The 19,019-nt window shown below is 33.6% G+C and carries 15 protein-coding genes and 1 other RNA gene; 8 read left to right on the top strand and 8 right to left on the bottom strand.

Going from position 1 to position 19,019, the window contains the following annotated elements:
- Positions 1-3 precede the first annotated feature (3 nt).
- Positions 4-1,185: a DNA polymerase IV gene (dinB, locus tag AP058_RS07475; RefSeq protein ID WP_066308668.1), complete on the bottom strand. Its 1,182-nt coding sequence runs from the start codon at positions 1,183-1,185 to the stop codon at positions 4-6.
- Between the two features lie 86 nt (positions 1,186-1,271).
- On the opposite strand from dinB, the gene AP058_RS07470 reads away from it, so the two are divergent.
- Entirely contained in the window at positions 1,272-2,048 is a 777-nt protein-coding gene (locus tag AP058_RS07470; RefSeq protein ID WP_066308665.1) for a LexA family transcriptional regulator, read from the top strand.
- On the opposite strand, the gene AP058_RS07465 is transcribed toward AP058_RS07470, so the two are convergent.
- Positions 2,049-2,810, bottom strand: coding sequence for a phosphatase PAP2 family protein (locus AP058_RS07465; protein ID WP_066308662.1), 762 nt, complete (start codon positions 2,808-2,810; stop codon positions 2,049-2,051).
- Between the two features lie 167 nt (positions 2,811-2,977).
- The gene (locus AP058_RS07460) at positions 2,978-3,850 is read right to left on the bottom strand and encodes a lysophospholipid acyltransferase family protein (protein ID WP_066308654.1); all 873 of its coding nucleotides are present in this window, start codon (positions 3,848-3,850) and stop codon (positions 2,978-2,980) included.
- Positions 3,851-3,961: 111 nt separating this feature from the next.
- Between AP058_RS07460 and AP058_RS07455 the strand changes: the two genes are divergently transcribed.
- Both AP058_RS07455 and AP058_RS07450 read left to right on the top strand, forming a co-directional pair.
- Positions 3,962-4,600 carry a rhomboid family intramembrane serine protease gene (locus tag AP058_RS07455; protein ID WP_066308652.1) on the top strand — a complete coding sequence of 213 codons (639 nt, stop codon included), beginning with the start codon at positions 3,962-3,964 and terminating at the stop codon, positions 4,598-4,600.
- A gap of 50 nt (positions 4,601-4,650) precedes the next feature.
- Positions 4,651-5,340, top strand: a complete 690-nt coding sequence (locus AP058_RS07450) for an SIMPL domain-containing protein (RefSeq protein WP_066308648.1) — start codon at positions 4,651-4,653, stop codon at positions 5,338-5,340.
- A gap of 312 nt (positions 5,341-5,652) precedes the next feature.
- Here AP058_RS07450 and hutI read toward each other — a convergent pair whose 3' ends face one another.
- Positions 5,653-6,888, bottom strand: coding sequence for an imidazolonepropionase (gene hutI / locus AP058_RS07445; protein WP_066308645.1), 1,236 nt, complete (start codon positions 6,886-6,888; stop codon positions 5,653-5,655).
- A 9-nt stretch (positions 6,889-6,897) separates the two neighbouring features.
- A complete protein-coding gene (locus AP058_RS07440) occupies positions 6,898-7,947 on the bottom strand; it encodes a glutaminyl-peptide cyclotransferase (protein WP_066308642.1) in 1,050 nt (349 codons plus the stop codon).
- A gap of 88 nt (positions 7,948-8,035) precedes the next feature.
- On the opposite strand from AP058_RS07440, the gene ffs reads away from it, so the two are divergent.
- The 3 genes from ffs (at position 8,036) to fsa (ending at position 9,964) form a co-directional block, all read left to right on the top strand.
- Positions 8,036-8,133, top strand: an RNA gene (ffs, locus tag AP058_RS07435) — signal recognition particle sRNA small type.
- A 213-nt stretch (positions 8,134-8,346) separates the two neighbouring features.
- Positions 8,347-9,150, top strand: a complete 804-nt coding sequence (locus AP058_RS07430; protein WP_066308638.1) for an SDR family oxidoreductase — start codon at positions 8,347-8,349, stop codon at positions 9,148-9,150.
- A gap of 157 nt (positions 9,151-9,307) precedes the next feature.
- On the top strand, positions 9,308-9,964 hold the full coding sequence (fsa, locus tag AP058_RS07425; RefSeq protein WP_066308634.1) for a fructose-6-phosphate aldolase: 657 nt from the start codon (positions 9,308-9,310) through the stop codon (positions 9,962-9,964).
- Positions 9,965-10,174: 210 nt separating this feature from the next.
- Here fsa and AP058_RS07420 read toward each other — a convergent pair whose 3' ends face one another.
- From AP058_RS07420 to AP058_RS07410, 3 genes are all read right to left on the bottom strand, one after another.
- Positions 10,175-11,644, bottom strand: a complete 1,470-nt coding sequence (locus tag AP058_RS07420) for an MFS transporter (protein ID WP_066308633.1) — start codon at positions 11,642-11,644, stop codon at positions 10,175-10,177.
- Between the two features lie 168 nt (positions 11,645-11,812).
- Positions 11,813-12,514 carry a LytTR family DNA-binding domain-containing protein gene (locus AP058_RS07415; protein WP_066308632.1) on the bottom strand — a complete coding sequence of 234 codons (702 nt, stop codon included), beginning with the start codon at positions 12,512-12,514 and terminating at the stop codon, positions 11,813-11,815.
- Entirely contained in the window at positions 12,504-13,556 is a 1,053-nt protein-coding gene (locus AP058_RS07410) for a sensor histidine kinase (RefSeq protein WP_066308631.1), read from the bottom strand. Before AP058_RS07410 ends, AP058_RS07415 begins: the two co-directional genes overlap by 11 nt.
- 749 nt (positions 13,557-14,305) lie before the next feature.
- On the opposite strand from AP058_RS07410, the gene AP058_RS07405 reads away from it, so the two are divergent.
- Positions 14,306-17,338: a SusC/RagA family TonB-linked outer membrane protein gene (locus tag AP058_RS07405; protein ID WP_066308628.1), complete on the top strand. Its 3,033-nt coding sequence runs from the start codon at positions 14,306-14,308 to the stop codon at positions 17,336-17,338.
- A 10-nt stretch (positions 17,339-17,348) separates the two neighbouring features.
- Complete coding sequence (locus AP058_RS07400; protein ID WP_066308625.1) at positions 17,349-18,923, top strand: RagB/SusD family nutrient uptake outer membrane protein; 1,575 nt, start codon at positions 17,349-17,351, stop codon at positions 18,921-18,923.
- Positions 18,924-19,019 lie beyond the last annotated feature (96 nt).

Genomic DNA, 19,019 nt, shown 5'->3' with positions numbered 1-19,019 from the left:
ATTTTAGAATTTGCGTTTTAAAATTTCATTTTTAGTATTGGGCTTAAAGGATGCGCCAGCGCAACGCATTACGGCGTCAAAACCATACCGACTTTTCATTTTATCCATTGCGGCATAGAGCGATAGCATTTCTTGCGTGTCTTCAAAAAGGTCAATTTGATAAGTCCCGCGCACCAATCCGCTAAAGCGAATACCAATTAATCGCAACCGCATGCGACGCTGGTAGAGTTTGTCAAAAAGATCAATTACATTTTTGGTCAATAAATGATCGGCAGAGGTATAGGCAATTTTAGTTTGTTTGGTCTCGGTGTCAAAGTTGGCGTATCGTATTTTTACCACAACAGTCGAGGTCAACCATTCTTCTGAGCGAAGTTGAAAGGCTAGTTTTTCGACCATTCCTACTAATATTGATTTCAGTTTGGCAATGTCTATCGTGTCTTGAGAAAATGTATGTTCAGTAGAAATAGATTTTCTTTCGGTATAAGGTTGTACTGGATTCAGGTCAATTCCGTTGGCTTTTTTCCACAATTCTAGGCCATTTTTCCCAATCATTCTTTGGAGCACTTCGGCTGGCATTTCAGACAAAGTTTGTATGTTTCGAATGCCAATTCTAGACAACAATTGAAAAGTAACAGTTCCCACCATAGGTATTTTTTGGATGGACAACGGATTCAAAAAAGCTTGTACATTGGGTTCTAGAATTTCCAGATTTCCTCTGGGTTTTCCTTCTCCCGTAGCAATTTTAGAAACTGTTTTATTGACTGATAAAGCAAAACTAATTGGCAATCCTGTTTCTTTAATTACCGCTTCTGCGAGTTCATTGGTCCATTTGTAACTTCCGTGAAAACGATCCATTCCTGTAATGTCCAGATAGAATTCGTCGATACTCGCTTTTTCCATAATCGGTGCTTTTTCTTGAATAACCTGAGTAACATCATGGGACAATTTGGAGTACAATTCCATATCGCCTTTGATAATTTTAGCTTGTGGACACAATTTCATCGCCATTTGTATGGGCATTGCCGAGCGGACTCCAAAACGGCGTGCTTCATAGGAGCAAGAAGCCACCACGCCACGATCGCCACCTCCTATAATTAAAGGAATGCCGTCTAGTTGCGAGTTGGTGCGTCTTTCGCAGGATACAAAAAAAGTATCCAAATCCATGTGTACAATTGCACGTGCCATTTTAGTTGTTTTTGTAAACGACAAAACTAGTACAGATTATAACAAAATTGATTACATTTGCTGTTATAAATTGTAACAAAATAGTTATGTCATTATTTTCAGACAATATCAGAGCACTGCGTTTAAAGGATAAAGTATCACAGGAAAAGCTAGCCGAAAGCCTCTTGATTACTCGGGGTAGGTATGTAAAATATGAAGATGGAACTTCGGAAGCGCCATATGATATTTTAAAGAAAATCGCCTTTTATTACCACATTAGTATCGACTTATTATTATCGGTTGATGTGCGTAAAATTGACATGCAAGATTTGTTGAAACTCGAAAACAACCGACTTGTTTTGCCCATACAGGTAGATCAAGAAGGAGAAAATTGTATAGAAGTCGTTACCCAAAAAGTAAAAGCGGGTTATTTAAATGGCTATGCCGATCCTGAATATATTGAAAATTTACAGCAGATTTCGTTACCGTTTTTAGGAGCGGGTAAATACAGAGGGTTTCCGGTAGAAGGCGATTCGATGCCGCCGCATGCAGAAGGGAGTATTATTATTGGTCGTTACATTGAAAGTTTAGGAGAGGTAATGGATGGTAAAACCTATATTTTGATTACTAAAAATGAAGGAATGGTTTACAAACGACTCAATAAAAATAAAAAAAATGCTTTGGTTTTAGAATCGGACAATCGTTTTTATCCAAATTATGAAGTTAGAGCTTCTGATATTATTGAGATATGGGAATACCATTGCAATATTGGTCGCAGCGACAAACGTCAAGAATTAAACGAAACGCAAAGTGTGAAAGAATTGTTGATGGAAGTAAAAAGAGATGTTATGGAGATTAAAAATACCGTTCGAGGAATTTCATAATTAAAAAGTTTTGACAAAACTCAAGCCATACTGTTGACCGTTATAAAAAGGACTAATTATCGAAGTTGAATTGGCATCTGTAGATTTGAATAGTTTTCGAGTCAAATACGGATTAACCCAATAAGCAATTTTGGTACTTATGATTCCAATTCCAGCACCAGCGGCAACATCAGTTAGCCAATGGCGATCGTTATAAATTCGGAATAAACCCGTCCCAGTGGCAACGGCATATCCTGCAATTCCGTACCAAATTGATTGGTCTTTGTATTCTTGGTACAAAAATTCGGCACCTGCAAAAGCAGTGGCTGTATGTCCCGATGGAAAAGAGTTGTTGGAGCTTCCGTCAGGTCTTGTTACATGAGTAACTGATTTTAAACCTAAAATTGTAGAAGCCATAATTAGATAGGAAGTGGCAAAAATCACACTTCGATCACGCAAATCATTTTTACCTTTTACACCAAATGCATTCAGGACATATACAGAAGCAGCAGGTGCATATTGAGAAAAGTCATCAACACTTATTTTAGTATCAATATGTTCATTTACTTCTGTCTTAATTTGGTCATTAAAATCTTTAATTTGATCGCTTTCTATACCAATAACACCGTACCCAATTAAAATACTCGGAACAATAAGTTGTTTATAATTGAATTTTAAAGAACTAATGGTATCTACTTTTAAAGTATCAACCACCGCACTTTGTGCGATTGTCTTTATAGAAATAAAAAGAATACAGATCGAAATTACAATTTTTTGAAGCATAGTACTGCTTTTAGGTTATCTGTTTATAACGTACTAAAATAAGACCTATTTTGTTAGCATAATCAACTTAAGCAAATCTTAATTTTAGTGTTTTGTATAATTTAAATGAAAAAACGAATACTTCTCGATTTGAGCAGTATTCGTTTTTCTATTTATGTCAATTGAAATTAACGTCGGTGTTTAAAACGCTTGTGTGTCCATAAGTAATATTCGGGTGCTTCTATAATTTGTTGCTCCACCATTTTTGTGTAGGTGTCTGTAATTTCATGCTCTGCTGCTTCTCTTGGATTATCGCAAACAGGAACAAAAGTAGCTTCGTAATAACCTCGTTTAACTTTTTTTACTTTTATAAATATAGAGTCCAAATCATATCTTTTGGCTAACATTTCGGCTCCAGTATGAATAGGAACTTCGATACCTAAAAATTTATTCCAGTACACTGCTTTATCTAGTTTTGGCGATTGGTCACTTACTAAACCGTATGCGTACATGATTTCGGTTTGTTTGGCATTTTTAGCCATCATCGGAATGGCATGTCGGGTTTCGGCTAAATCAGTACCATATTCTGAACGAATTTTTCGAACTAATTTATCAAAATAAGGATTGGCTATTTTTTTATAAACACCAACTCCTTTAAATTTAGTTTGTGAGTTTAAAGTCAACAGCCATTCAAAACTAGCATAATGAGAGGCAAATAAAATAATACTTTTACCTCGATTTTCATATTCTTTTACCACTTCGATATTCATCAATTTAAAGCGTTTGCTCATTTCCTCGTGAGAAATAGTCATCGTTTTAATCATTTCTAAAAACATATCACACATGTGTTGGTAGAATTTTTTCTCGATAACCAAAAGTTCTTTATCTGAAAGATGCGGTAATGCTAATACCAAATTTTCACGGACTACTTTTTTTCTATATCCTACAACATAATAAATGAGAAAGTAAACAAAGTCAGAAAATAAATAAAATATAGGAAATGGAAGTATCGAAATAAGCCATAAAAAAGGATAGGCAATAAGGTAAACTAGAAATTGCATAAAGCGTTTTTTTTACAAATATAATTTAAAAAAGCAAAGCAGACTCTCTTTTATAATGTTCCGCATTGTTTATTGGAATGATTATCTTTACCCTTAAAATTTATTAAAAATATGAATACTATTTTGATCGGAATAATTGTAGCCAACGTATTAATTAGTTACAAAGGTTTTAATGATCTTGCTTTTTTTAGAAAATATGAGTTCCATGTAGGTAGCATACGAGCAGGTGAACAAATCCGAATGTTTTCGTCTGGTTTTTTACACGTAGACATGATGCATCTTTTTTTTAATATGCTAACGCTTTGGTTTTTTGCACCCGTAGTTATTAATTATTTAGGTAATTTTTCTTTTGGATTGATTTACATTGCAAGTTTGATTTTTGGAAGTTTATTGACGATGATGTTTCATAAAAACGACTACAATTATCGAGCAGTTGGTGCATCTGGAGCAGTAACCGGAATTTTGTATTCGGCTATTTTGTTGCAACCCGATATGATGTTGGGAATCTTCTTTATTATTCCGATGCCAGCGTATTTATTCGGAATAGGATATTTATTATATTCTATTTACGGAATGAGAGCTAAAAATGATAATATTGGGCATACCGCTCACTTTGGTGGAGCAATTGGGGGTTATCTTATCACTTTGCTAAAAGAACCATCTATGTTAAGCACAAACACTCTTATGGTGGTTTTGTTAGCCATACCCATCGTAATTTTGTTTGCAATGGCAAAAGCAGGAAAGCTATAATGGCATAACTTTTGGTTTAAAACAACTACAACATTAAAAATTAAATTAACATGAAAAAAGTACTACCTGCATTATTGATATTATTTGCTACAATGACTTACGCTCAAGAAACCAAACAAGTTCCGCAAATTAGCGTGAGTGGAGAAGGAAAAGTAAAAGTTATTCCAGATGAAGCAACTATTGTAGCAACAGTTGAAACCAAAGGAAATGACGCTAAAACAATTAAGAAAGAAAACGATAAAAAAATTGAAGCCGTTTTAAAATTCATTAAAAAGATGAATATTCCTGCGACTGATTTTAAAACGCAGCGAGTTGCTTTGAATCCACAATATGATTACGAAAAAAAGAAACACAGCTATAATGCTACTCAGACTATTGAAATTTCATTGAAAGATTTGAATAAATACGATGAATTGATGGAAGGATTAGTGAATGAAGGAATCAATAGAATTGACAATGTAACTTTTGAATCTTCAGAATTAGCCAAACACGAATCGCAAGCTCGTAAATTAGCGATGAAAGATGCTAAATTAAAAGCAGAAGATTATGTATCTGTTTTGGGTCAAAAAATAGGTAAAGCCTTGTTGATTTCAGACAATTCACAAGTATACAGACCACAACCAATATTTATGGCTGCAATGGCAAAAAGAGAGATGAGCGACGTGGCACCAAGAGAAACTTTGGCACTTGGTGAAATCGAAATCACATCAAACTTAACAGTTAGTTTTATTTTAGATTAAGTTATTTGTATCACTAAAAAAATCCCATCATTTGTAAAGTGGTGGGATTTTTTTATGTTTTATAAGGAACTATTTTTTTTTATTGTAATTGAAAAGTTTCTTTAAATATGAACTATAGAATGCAGTTCTTAATATAGTAATTACCATATAGAAACACATTTCATCGCATACAATAGTATGTATATTTTAGAAAAAAAGTAGTGTTTATTGTAAGCTTACAAAATCTATGTATTAAATAGCACTATAAATATTTTAGTAACTCTCTTTTTTAAATGGTGATTAAAATGAAAGAGGATCAACCTTAGAAGAGAATTAAATGATTTTTCCGTCCAGAAAAACCGCTTCAATTAAGTTACTTCCAAAAGCATACGGCAATTGGTAATAGGAAGTAATTGCTTTGGTTAAAATCAAGTTCGCTTTTTTTCCCTTGGTAATACTTCCGTGCGTTTCTGAAACTCCCATAGCATAAGCACCGTTAATTGTAGCTGCATTGATGGCTTCTTGGGGCGTCATTTTCATTTTGATACAAGCTGTAGCTACCACAAAATTCATGTTTCCCGACGGTGTAGAACCCGGATTAAAATCGGTAGCCAAAGCTAAGGGTAAACCTGCTGCAATCATTTTACGCGCTGGCGTATACGGAATACTTAAAAAATAAGAGCAAGATGGTAAAGCTACTGGCATTGTGTGGCTATTTTTAAGTGCTTCTATATCGTCATCCGTCATTACTTCGAGATGATCTACCGAAAGTGCTTTGTACTTTATTCCCACTTGAATACCACCAATTGAATTGAATTGATTTACGTGAATTTTAGGTTCTAATCCGTGTTGAATTCCAGCAATCATAATCTCTTCAGTTTCTGCAACCGTAAAATAGCCCGTTTCGCAAAAAACATCCACATAATGTGCTAGCTTTTCTTTGACTATTTGAGGCAACATTTCATTGATCATACAATCAATATAGCCTCTTTTGTTGTCTTTAAAAAGAGTAGGGTAGGCATGTGCTCCTAAAAAAGTCGATTTGATCGTTATTGGGTAATTTTGGGCTAATTTTTTAATGACACGAAGCATTTTTAACTCGCCTTCGACTGTTAATCCATAACCCGATTTTATTTCTACAGCTCCAGTCCCTAAATGCATCACTTCTTCCAAACGAACTTTAGATTGTTCATAAATCTCTTCTTCTAAAGTTTCATTGAGTTTTTGAGCCGAGTTTAAAATTCCGCCACCACGATTGGCAATCTCTTCATATGAAAGTCCGTTGATACGGTCTACAAATTCACCTTCGCGATTGCCCGCATAGACAATGTGCGTATGACTGTCACACCAAGTAGGTAAAACGATTTTTCCAGTAGCATCGATAGTGAGGTCTGCATTAATTTTAGGAAGATTTTCCATCAAACCAAAATCAGAAATAATGTCATTTTCAAGTACCAAATACGCATTTTTCAAAGTAGGTAAAATAGCCATTTCAGCACCAGAAACTTTAGCTATCGACGTTTCGCGTACTTGCAGTAATTCTTGTATGTTTAGCAGTAGTGTTGTCATGGTGCTTTTTTATTCTGAAACAGAAATTTCAAACATTTTATCCCAATTTTTACCTGTTACAAAAATAGTTTTGGATTTAGGATTATATGCAATTCCGTTCAATACATCCTCTTCGGTAACATCAACTAGTTTTCGCAAACCAGATAGGTCAAGAATTCCTTCTACAGCACCAGAGGTTGAATTGATAACGGCGATAGCATCTTTTTGCCATACGTTAGCATAAAATTTACCATCAATTAATTCCAGTTCATTAACTTGTTTAATCTTCGATTGTCCCGAATATACATTGATATAATCGACCATTTTTTGTGTTTTAGGATCCATTTTCCAGATTTTCTCTGTCCCATCACCACAGTAGATGTATGTTCCGTCGTTGGTCATTCCCCAGCCTTCAATGTCTTTGTCGTACGTAAAGGTTTTTTCTAATTTTAATGTTTTAGCATCGTAGATAAAACCTGTTTTTTCTTGCCAAGTCAACTGAAAAATTTTGTCGTTGATGATTGTAATTCCTTCTCCAAAATACTTAGAATCCATTGTTACTTCTTGGTACACTTTTCCAGTTTTGTAATCGTATTTTCTAAAGTACGATGTACCTTTTTGTCCAGTACTTTCATATAAAGTGTCTTTGTAAAACTCCAAACCTTCTGTAAAAGCAGTTTTATCGTGTGGATATGTATTTACAATTTTGTATTTCATTAATTTTGGAGTAATATCTGAGATTACTTCAATTCTAGCAGTAGCATCAGAATTTTCACCGCCAAAGAAAACCATCGCTTTTAAGTTTTGGTATCCTAACTTCTGGTCTTTTAATTCAAATTTAAACGGAGTAGCACTACTTACAGTTCCTACTTTAGTATCATTGATATAATATACAATACTGTCAATTTTCTTGTCTTTCGGATTTAAAACTCCTAGAGAAACCGATTGAGAGGTCGAAAAATGAGCTGGAAAAGCAGAATTATCGATGTTGAAAAGAGAATTTTCACCTTTTTTTGTGTCGCCGCAACCAATCATTGTGATTCCTAATAAGATGGTAGTTAGGAAGTTATAATTTTTCATAGTTATAAATTTAAAGATACCAATATACAACGATATTTTTATCGGGGCAAAGCTCTTGCACAAATATAAAAAGATTGTATATTTGCAGCGGCAAGTCCTACACGACCAGCTCCTGCAGACTCCCCCAGGATGGGAACATAGCAAGGGTACGTGGTTGAGCGGTGCGATGTAGGTCGCTTGCCATTTTTTTTTATCTGTTAGTCATTCGAATCAGATTTTTTTTAATATGAGAATTGTAGTCTTCCTTCGGGGAGATTTTTTTATTTTTGGACGTTTCGTTTTTAAAAAATTCAGAAGTTATTGGGACGAAACATGAACTAAGCTGATAGATAATAGTTCACTTTTATTTTTGTCATTGCGATTGTCTTTTGAAAATCTAATAATTAATAAGTATACCAAATGAATAAAGTAGTATTAATTACGGGAGCTTCTTCGGGAATTGGTAAATCAATTGGTGAGTTTTTGCATCATAAAGGTTTTGTAGTTTATGGAACCAGCAGAAACCCTGAGAAAGTATTAAACTCCATTTTTCCGTTGGTTGCTTTAGATGTGCGCGATCGCAATTCGATTGTTGCTGCCGTTGCACAAGTAATCGAAAATTCAGGTAGATTAGATATTGTAATTAATAATGCAGGAGTTGGAATTACAGGTCCTTTGGAAGAAATTCCAACCGAAGAGATTCGGAATCATTTTGAGACTAATTTTTATGGTCCGATTGAAGTAATTAAAGCCGTTTTACCACAAATGCGTACTCAAAAATCAGGTTTAATAATTAACATTACCTCGATTGCTGCTTATATGGGATTGCCATATCGCAGTATTTATTCGGCGTCTAAAGGTGCTTTGGAACTCGTTACTGAAGCTTTGCGAATGGAAGTAAAACCCTTTGGAATTGAAGTGACGAATGTAGCACCAGGTGATTTTGCAACTAATATTGCTGCAGGTCGCTTTCATGCGCCAGTTATAAAAGGTTCTCCTTATGAAAAAGTGTACGGTGAAACATTGGCAGAAATGAATACACATGTGGATTCGGGCAGTAATCCAAATGAAATGGCTGAAGGTATTTATAAAATTATCAATACTAAAAAACCGAACGTACATTATAAAATTGGGGCTTTTATGCAAAAGTTTTCTATTGTTTTAAAAAGAGCATTACCGGATAAAATGTATGAGAAAATGTTGATGAATCATTATAAATTGTAATTTTGCAGCGATTTTGCGTGAGGGATAGCAGGAAACTACCGAAGTAGTACGGATAGCCCGACCGTATTTAGAAAAGGCGCGCCATATACATTTGCTACATTACGCCTTTTGTAAATGGGGTCACGCCCCAATTAAGAACACAATTAAATATATAGATATGAAATTTTTTATTGACACGGCTAATTTAGCGCAGATTAAAGAAGCACAAGCTTTGGGTGTTTTGGATGGTGTAACTACAAATCCGTCGTTGATGGCTAAAGAGGGAATTACTGGAAAAAATAACATTTTGAAGCATTATGTGGATATCTGTAATTTGGTCGAAGGTGATGTGAGTGCTGAAGTAAATGCTTTGGATTTTGATGGAATGGTGAAAGAAGGAGAGGAATTGGCTGATTTGCACGAACAAATTGTCGTAAAATTGCCAATGACTAAAGAAGGTATTATGGCTGCCAAATATTTCTCAGACAAAGGAGTGAGAACAAATGTAACTTTGGTATTTTCTGTTGGGCAAGCATTATTGGCTGCTAAAGCGGGTGCAACTTATGTTTCTCCATTTATTGGTCGTTTAGATGATGTTTCTACAGATGGTTTGAACTTGATTCAAGAAATTAGAGAAGTATACGATAACTACGGTTACGAAACTCAGATTTTGGCTGCTTCTGTACGTCATACGATGCACATTGTAAATTGCGCAAAAATTGGTGCTGATGTTATGACTGGTCCTCTTTCTGCAATTTATGGTTTGTTAAAACATCCATTAACAGATATCGGATTGGCACAATTTATTGCTGATTTTGAAAAAGGAAATAAATAAGATTTTAGATTTTATCTAAATTTAAAAAACCTCAAGTAAGATTGAGGTTTTTTTATGTTTTAAAGTCAAATTCTATAAGGGCGTTTTTTTGCGATATTTGAATCTTAGGTCGATTAAAAATTTTATACGCGATTCTCAGCGATGTGGAGAAAGCAAAAAAAAAGTCCCGTTTTTAGATAAACGGGACTTTTTATAATTTTTTTGACTGTATTAGTGTCCTACGGTTTCAGCTTCAACGTGACTTACACCTTGACTTTTTAATATTTTAGGGCAATAGAAGCCATAAAAAGCTAAGTAAGCAAAACCAAGAAGAGGTACAATATAAGAGAAGTGTGTATATGTAATACCTAATATTCCTTCTGGATTTGTTAAATCTAAATCACAAATAACTCCTTGTACCAATGGAATAACTCCACCTCCAAGAATCATCATAATTAGGAAAGAAGATGCTTTTCCCGTATTTTTTCCTAATCCAGCAATAGCTAAATCGAAAATAGCTGGCCACATGATTGAACAGAATAAACCACCTGATATAAAGAAAAATTTCGCAATTGATGGATCTGGACAAACTAAACCTGCAAACATCATAGTTAAACCTGATATTCCAAAAAGCATTAGGGTTTTACCTGCGTTTTTACCACCTACGAAACTCACACCAATAAATAATAAAATCCAAAGTGGGTAAATATAAAAAGCAGAAACATCATGACCGGCAAAAATATTAGCTCCGATAATTACACCGAATGCCAAAGCTGGTACAATAAATTTAAGAGCTGTATTAATTAAATTGGAAGTATTGAAAACATTTACTCCACCATTCCAACGACCGATCATTAAACTTCCCCAATACAGGGCAATAAACGGAGAAATAGAGTCTTCTAATATATTTCCGAATTCATTTGTATGTAATAAAGCGGGTAAATTACTAATGATTGTCACCTCTGTACCGACATAAATGAAGATGGCTAACATTCCTAAATATAACTGTGGATAATCGAAAACACTGAATTTTTCGTGTGTTACTTCAATTTTAGAAACTTCAATTTTAGGTGGGTTTTCGATTTTAGAAAAGTTCATAAAAATAGCCACAACGATAAAAGCAATTCCTAAAATAATGAAAGGCAATTTGATGTCTTCTAAAGAAAGTGTTGTAGTTTTATTATCTCCCATTCCAAACAATGCAATTCCTAATAAAATCGCTCCAACTGTTGTTCCAAAGGAGTTTATACCTCCTGCTAAAGTCAATCTGTGTGCTCCTGTTGAAGGGCTACCCATCTTAATGGCTAATGGATTGGCTACAATTTGTTGTATTGAAAATCCTAATCCAACGATAAAAAGAGCAGTTAAAAAGAAACCAAAACTTTCCATTGTAGCAGCGGGAACGAATAAAAATGAACCAAATGCAGACACAAGTAATCCTGCAGAAAGTGTCTTTTTGTAACCAAATTTTTGTAGAACGTCTACTTTAACTGAAACTAAAAAGAAAATGATTGAACCCACAAAATAAGCCGCATAAAAAGCCCAAGCTACTAATTGTGACTGAACTTGTGACAGTGTAAAAACTTTTTTGAAGACTGGAATCAGGATGTCATTGGCAGAACCAACAAAACCCCAAAAGAAAAAGACAATTATTAAAGAAATAAATTGCCCCCATTTGGTCTGAACATTTTCTGAATTCATAGTGTAATTAGGTTAAATTGTAATTTTAAATAGTTTTTTGTAGGCCGTAAATATATTTGTTAACGGTCTCAAAAAAAAATTAAAAGGCATAAATAATGTTAAATTTAAACCAACGACACGATTTTTTCAACAATGTGTTATTTTTTAAGATATTAGAAAAAATAAATCTTAGTCCAAAATTTTACTTTTAACCTCTTTACTGTAATTTCGGCCAATTGGCAGGGTATAAGTGAGAATTTGAATGCGGTTTCCTTCTATAGATTTCACTTTGTCCGTAGCTATAAGATAAGATTTGTGAATGCGCATGAAACGATCGACAGGCAATTCGTCTGAGAGTGCTGTTAAAGACTTATGTGTAATGTAAGTTTTGTCTTTGGTAATGACCTTTATGTATTCTTTCATTCCTTCTACAAATAAAATTTCGTCGATATTCACCTTGATCATTTTTTTATCCACTTTGATAAAAATGTGAGGTTCAGCGCGGCGATTCTCAACTTTTATGTTGTTTTTTAAATTATACTCTACTGTAATTTTATTAATACATTTTATAAAACGAGGTAATGGAATAGGTTTTACTAAGTAGTCTAAGACTTCCAAATCGTAACTTTCTGCCGCAAATTCTCTAAAAGCTGTTGTAATAATGACTTTTGTTTTATTTTCTAATAAGCTAATAAGTTCAAAACCAGTCATCATAGGCATGTTGATGTCCAAGAATACGGCATCAACTGCATTTGAATTGATAAAATCGAGAGCTTCTAGGGCGTTGTTAAAAGTGCCGATAACTTCGAAGTCAGCAAAATTATTAAAGTAGGTCTGTAAAACCTTGATAGCTAATGGTTCATCGTCTACCAGGACGCACTTAATTTTCATTATAGATAGGTATTTGCACGCGTATTATAAAAAAATTAAACTTTATTTGATGTTCTAAAGTGTAATTGTCTCTAAATAAAAGGCGTAATCTTTTCTTAGTATTTTTTAAGCCAATTCCTTTTTTTTCCTTTTCAGTATGTGAAATTACAAAATTATTAATGATTTCAAAATCAAGTAAATTGTCTGCTGTAATTTTGCAATTTATTTTAATAATCAAATTTTCATTTTTTATACCACCATGTTTAAAAGCATTCTCTATTAGAGAAATATACACTAGCGGCGGCACCATAACTTCATCTATATCAGATTCTACATTGAAATAAACATCTACATTATTAAAACGTAATTTTTCTATTTCGATATAATTCTGAATATAGTCAATTTCTTTGATAAGTGGAACAAATTTGGTGTTTTCTATATCATATAGAACGTATTCCATTAGTTTCGAAAGTTTTAAAATTACATCTGGAACTTTTTTAGAAGATTCTAATGATAAGGCGTATAAGTTATTAAGCGTGTTAAAAAAGAAATGTGGCTGTATCTGATTTTTAAGGTATTTTAATTTTATTTTCAGTTGATTTTCTCTCAATTCTCTATTGCGTTCTCGTTCCCTTAACCAAGTCAAGGTGAGGTATACGGAAGAAGCCATCGCTAAAACATACAATTCTCCAATGCAAACTGCCACAATGTGATTGATTTCAAACGGATGGTATTCGATGTTAGCTTCTGGCCAAATGTCTTCTGATATTAAATAGTAAGTAAGTGCAGTTTTTAGTAAGTAAACAGCGAACAAGCTAACTAGCAACCATACTGTATATTGTGCGTATTTTGATTTTAATACATATTTTGGGACAAGAATTAATAGATTAAAATAAACAAGCGGAACGTGTAGTGAAAATTCTATCAAATTTGACTTGAAAGAATAGTGATAATCATTAAAGTAAGCTCCCCAACGCAAAAAATTAAGTAAAAAATAAACGCCCCAAAACCACAGGTGATTCTGAACCTTAATATCAAATTTCATTTCTTTTATTTTTCTCAATCTACTCTTTTAAAAAAATTAATATTGCTTTTGCAACTGCAACAATAATGAATTTGAATCATTTTATAAACGTTTTTTTTAATTTAATGCATTTAAAATTAGTTTGAATTTTTTTATCTATATTTTCCTACGCTTACAGGTCGAATAATGATGTTGGTAGTTGTTTTTATGTCGTTTGTTTCGTTACTAAGGCTCTTAAGTTGAATCATCTGATTGATAGAATACCCAATAGTGGGTTATTTTTATTTGGGTATTTGTGCTAATTTTCATTATTTTATAATAAAAGGTTCTTCAGTAATAAATCATATTACAATTGAAAGCTGAACTTTCCTAAGACATGATTTATATTAGGCTTTTAGAATGCACCACCCTTTTAGTGACTATTTTGTAGTAATTGTATTGTATGAATAGTACAGATCTAGCAACATTTGACATAAATAGTTAAAGGATATCAAAAACTTGTAATTTCCTGTAGGTTGAGCATGTGCAACTACTGCTTTCAATTTTATTTTGAAAATATGGAGTTAATTATTTTTTATGCTTTTCGATTAATTAATAACTATTATTTCCTCTTTCCATAAAAAAACTCATAAATACTGCTGTAAATTTAGACTTGAAAACGTTTTCGTAAAGCGCATTATTGAATGATTGATGTCGTTCGTTGAAAAAGTATGGTAGTTTGTATAATTTATTTTTTTTAAGAATACGTTAACAATAAATTTACACCATAACTAACAAAATAATTAAACATGAAAAAAATTTTCTTAATCTTTATGATTGTTTTTACGGCGCAAGTTTCTTTTGCGCAGGTAAAGAGTATCAAAGGTGTGGTTACAGATTCTGATGGAATGCCGTTGCCAGGGGCGTCTATTGCTGTACAAGGGGGAGGTAATGGTACTTCTACCGATTTTGATGGTACTTTTACTATTGAAGTATCAAAAGGACAGTCTTTAATTTTTTCTTACGTAGGTTTGGAAACAAAGACAGTTGTTATTGCAGATGCTAATACAGTAAATGTACAATTGCAACAAGGAGCTTCTAATGCACTAAACGAAGTTGTTGTAACTTCTTTAGGTATTAAAAAACAAAAGAAAGCTTTAACATATTCTACTCAAGAATTAAAGGGAGAAGAGTTAACTCGTGTAAAAGATGCGAATATTGTAAATACAGTTGCTGGTAAAATTGCTGGTGTAGCTATTACAAAAAGTTCATCTGGTACGGGTGGATCTACAAAAGTTGTTATACGTGGTAACTCTTCGTTTACAAATAACCAACCGTTATATGTAATTGATGGTATTCCTTTGTATAATGGTGGAGCAGCTCAGCCAAATGAAAGTTTTGGAAGTAAAGATGGTGGTAATCGCGACGGTGGAGATGTTGTGTCTTTAATCAATCCTGACGATTATGATGGAATGACAATTCTTAAAGGTGCTGCAGCTTCTGTATTATACGGTAGTCAAGGTGCTAACGGGGTTATATTGTTAAGTTCTAAAAAAGCTAAAGCTGGAACTGAAACATTTAATGTAAACTCGGTTACAAATTTTGAATCTGCTGCATATTTGCCAGAATTTCAAACAGATTATACTTCAGCTCCTGACGATTTGTTTACTTGGGGCGCAAAACAAAAAGTTGAGGATAACGTTAAAGATTTTTTTAACACAGGTGTTACTCAGATTACATCTATGTCTTTTTCAAAAGCAACAGAAGGTGCTTCAACGAGTTTGACATATGCAAATACTGATGCTTCTGGTATTATACCTGGTAATCATTTAAAGAAAAACAATTTTGGTGTACGCCAAACTGCAAAATTCTTTGAAGATAAATTAAATGTTGCCGTTTCTGGGAATTATACAACTCAGAATATAGACAACAGACCAATTAATGGTTTTTATTTCAATCCTGTAAATAATGTTTATTTACATCCAAGAGGAGTGAGTTTGAATGAATTGAAAAATTATGAGCAGTTTGATGCTGATAGAAATATGATGGTTCAGGATTACAAGGGACTAAAAATTGGTGATAGTGATGAAAATCCATATTGGATAATTAATAGACAAAAGTCTGTTGATACTAATAATTTCTTTAATGGATCGATTGCTTTAGATTATAAATTGAATAGTTGGTTTAACTTAACTTCTCGTTACAGTTATAATAGAAGTGAAGACAACTATCAAAAAAGAATGCACGCTACTACAACTACTTCACTTGCACAAGCAAATGGTAGATATATTAATTCATCATTAACTGGAATACAAAATTACGCCGATTTAATTGGTTTAATTGATGCTGATTTATCTGATAAAATTTCATTTACAGGTGCGTTTGGAACAAGTATCAATAATTCTCAGCAATTGGGTGTTAATTTGGATTCAGGAATTGGTGGAGGTTTGTTTTATGCAAATGTCTTTACTGTAGGTAACTTCCAATCTAACAATGGAAATTTTGAAACAGGTGGAGAAAGAGAGGTTCAGTCTGTTTTTGGAACAACAACTTTTGGATTAAACAACTATTTATTTTTAGACGTCGCTGCTAGAAATGACTGGTCTTCTACTTTGGTTAACACTGAAAATTCAAGCTTCTTTTATCCTTCAGTAGGTTTGACAGCTGTATTAAGTGATATGGTTAAAATGCCTGATTTTATTAATTTTGGTAAAATTCGTGGTACTTATGCTCAAGTTGGTAATGATATTGCTGGTTTTATTACATCTCCAACATCTACAATTGTTGCTGGTTCTATCGTTAATCCACCAGTAGGTCCAAAGCCTGGAACTACTTTGAAGCCAGAGTTGAAATCAGAGTTTGAAGTTGGTACAGAATGGAGAATGTTCAATAATAGATTAGGTTTTGAATTATCTTATTATGATTCAGAAACAAAGAATCAGTATTTACAAGTTCCGGCACCATCAACAAATAAATTTGGATATACTAATTATGCTATTAATGCTGGTAGTATTTCTAACAAAGGTATAGAGTTAGTTTTATTCGCAGATATAATTAAGTCTGAAAAGTTTAATTGGGAAACTAAGGTAAACTACTCTAGCAACAAAAGTATGGTAAACAGTATTCCTGCTGAGAATCTTGGAGGAAAAATTATTCTTACTCCAGAGGGATCAACTAATTATCGTTATTCACTTACTGAAGGAAGACCTTTTGGAGTGATTGAAGGAAAAAGAATGAATAGAGATGATCAAGGAAGGATTATTATTGACGATAAAGGAAAAATCACAAAAGAAGTAGATTTTGTGGAAGTTGGAAATGCGAATCCTGACTTTATGTTGGGTTGGTCAAACACTTTTAGAATAGGGAGTTTCTCTGCTAACGTACTTTTAGATGGTCGTTTTGGAGGAGAGGTTCTTAGTTTGACTCAAGCTATTATGGATAAAAAAGGTGTTTCTAAGGTTACTGGTGATGCTAGAAATAATGGCGATATGGCAATTAATGGTGTTAGTTCTGTTGATGGAACAGCAATAACTTCAATTACTGCTTATGATTATTATGATTCAGTTGGTGGTAGACAAGGTGCAACTGCTGAATATGTTTACGACGCAACTAATATCAGTGTAAGAGAAGTTTCGATAGGGTACACATTTAACAAGCAGACTTTACCGTTTGTAAACTCTTTAAGTGTTTCGTTAATCGCAAGAAATTTATTCTTTATTTACAAAGACGCTCCATTCGATCCGAACGTAGCATTGAGTACTGGAGAAGGTTTACAAGGTGTTGAAATTTTTGGAATGCCATCGACAAGAAGTGTCGGTCTTAATTTAAACTTAACTTTCTAATTTACAAATTATGATAATAAATAAAATAAAAAGAACAGCGTTTTGTTTCTCTTTACTTGCGGCAGTTAGTTGTACTGACAATTTTAATGAGGTTAATACAAATAAAGTTGGAGCATCAGATGATCAACTAGCTCAGGATTATAATACTATTAAAGCTCCATTTAAGCCTGCTTTCAATAGATTGTTCATAAGCGATGTTACTTGGATGTATCAGATTCAACAAAGTTTGCAAGCAGATGGATGGTCTGGTTACATGACTACACCTAATGCTTTTGGAGGAATAAGTAACCACAACTACTTATTAAATCCAGGATGGAATGGTTATGCTTGGGATGATGCATATACTGCAATTATTGCAAATATGTATAAGGTTGAGCAACTTTCAAAAGGTAAATACGATAATTTCTATGCGTGGTCTCTTATTATTAAGGGTGCAACTTTGCAACGTATGACCGATATGTACGGACCAGCAGTAATGTCTTCATTTGGAACAGAAGGTGATGCCTTATATGATTCACAAAAAGACATTTATACGCAGATATTTAAAGATTTAGATTTCGCCGTTAATGATTTGCAATCTAGAATTGCAGCAGATGAAGCATCAACTTTCGCAGATACAGATTTGTCATCATACAAAGGAAGCTACGCATTATGGGTTAAGTATGCTAATTCATTGCGTTTAAGAATGGCCGTACGTATTTCTAAGGTTGATCCAGCAATGGCAAAGTCAGAAGCGGAGAAGTCAGTTAATAATGCTATTGGCGTTTTCACTACTAATGGTGATGTCCTAAAAATTAAATCACCGGTTGATTTAAATGTTATTGACGTGATGAGTCACGCTTGGGGTGGATTATTTATGGGTGCAGATATGGAGTCTATTTTAGGTGGATACGATGACCCTCGTATGGCTTATTACTGGAATACATCAGCTATTGCACCTGGTAAATATAAAGGTGTAAGAACAGGTATAGTTTATCCTACTCCGCAAACTTATAGCAAGTTTTCACAAACAGGTGCTCGTACTAAAACTGGTGAAGTTACTTGGATGACGACTGCAGAAGTTTACTTCTTAAGAGCTGAAGGTGCTTTGCGTGGTTGGAACATGGGTGGTACTGCAAAAGATTTGTACGAGTCTGGTATTAGAGCTTCTTTTGAGCAAAATGGTTTAGCTGGTGCAGATGGATACATCTCAGATAACGTAAAAATTGCTAAAGACTATGTAGATTTAGTAAATTCAGAATTCAATGCTCCTGCAGTAAATAATATAACTGTAGCATGGAATGAAGCAGCTTCTAACGAAGTTAAATTACAAAAAATTATTACGCAAAAATGGATTGCTACTTATCCTGATGGTCAAGAAGCTTGGTCTGAATATAGAAGAACAGGCTATCCTAAATTGTTTAGAATCACAAATAATCAAAGTGATGGTGTAATTAGTACTGAGTTTGGAGTTAGACGTTTGCCATTTGCTGCATCTGAGATTGCTAATAACCCTAAAGGAGTAGAATCTGGTAAAGCTGCGTTAGGTGGTCCTGATAATGGAGCAACTAGATTGTGGTGGGATGCTGATAAAGCAAACTTCTAGCGTTTAATTACACTAAGAAATATATGGTGTGAGTAACGCATGTTACTTGCACCATTTATTAAAACAGAAAGATCTTTATAGTTATACATAAAAAAC

Source organism: Flavobacterium sp. TAB 87 (assembly GCF_001529295.1).
Lineage (GTDB): Bacteria > Bacteroidota > Bacteroidia > Flavobacteriales > Flavobacteriaceae > Flavobacterium.
The sequence above is the reverse complement of the archived record's forward strand: the minus strand, read 5'-3'. Positions and strand labels throughout refer to the sequence as shown.